Source organism: Geobacter sp. PheSNFMC (genome assembly GCF_059620965.1).
The window spans coordinates 1-292 of sequence record NZ_JCAMRN010000138.1; the positions used below are offsets into that span (position 1 = coordinate 1).

Genomic DNA, 292 nt, shown 5'->3' on the forward strand with positions numbered 1-292 from the left:
ACATCATCGACTTCTTCAGCCACGAAGTGAAGATGGGGCGTCTGCCCAAGAACCTCCTCCCGCTCCAGTCGGGCGTCGGCTCCATTGCCAACGCCGTCATCGGCGGGCTGGCAAAGGGCCCGTTCGCCAACCTGACCGTCTACACCGAGGTTCTCCAGGACACCATGCTCGACCTCTTCGACTCGGGCAAGCTGGACGCCGCTTCGTCCTGCTCCCTGTCCCTGTCCGAGGCCCCCGGCTTCCCCCGCTTCTTCGATAACTGGGAGAAGTACTTCGACAAGATCACCCTCCG

The 292-nt window shown here is 62.7% G+C and carries 1 pseudogene; it reads left to right on the forward strand.

The annotated features are described in order from the left end of the window. Positions 1-292 (forward strand): annotated as a pseudogene (locus AC6CDK_RS17840) (acetyl-CoA hydrolase/transferase C-terminal domain-containing protein); the annotation flags it as partial.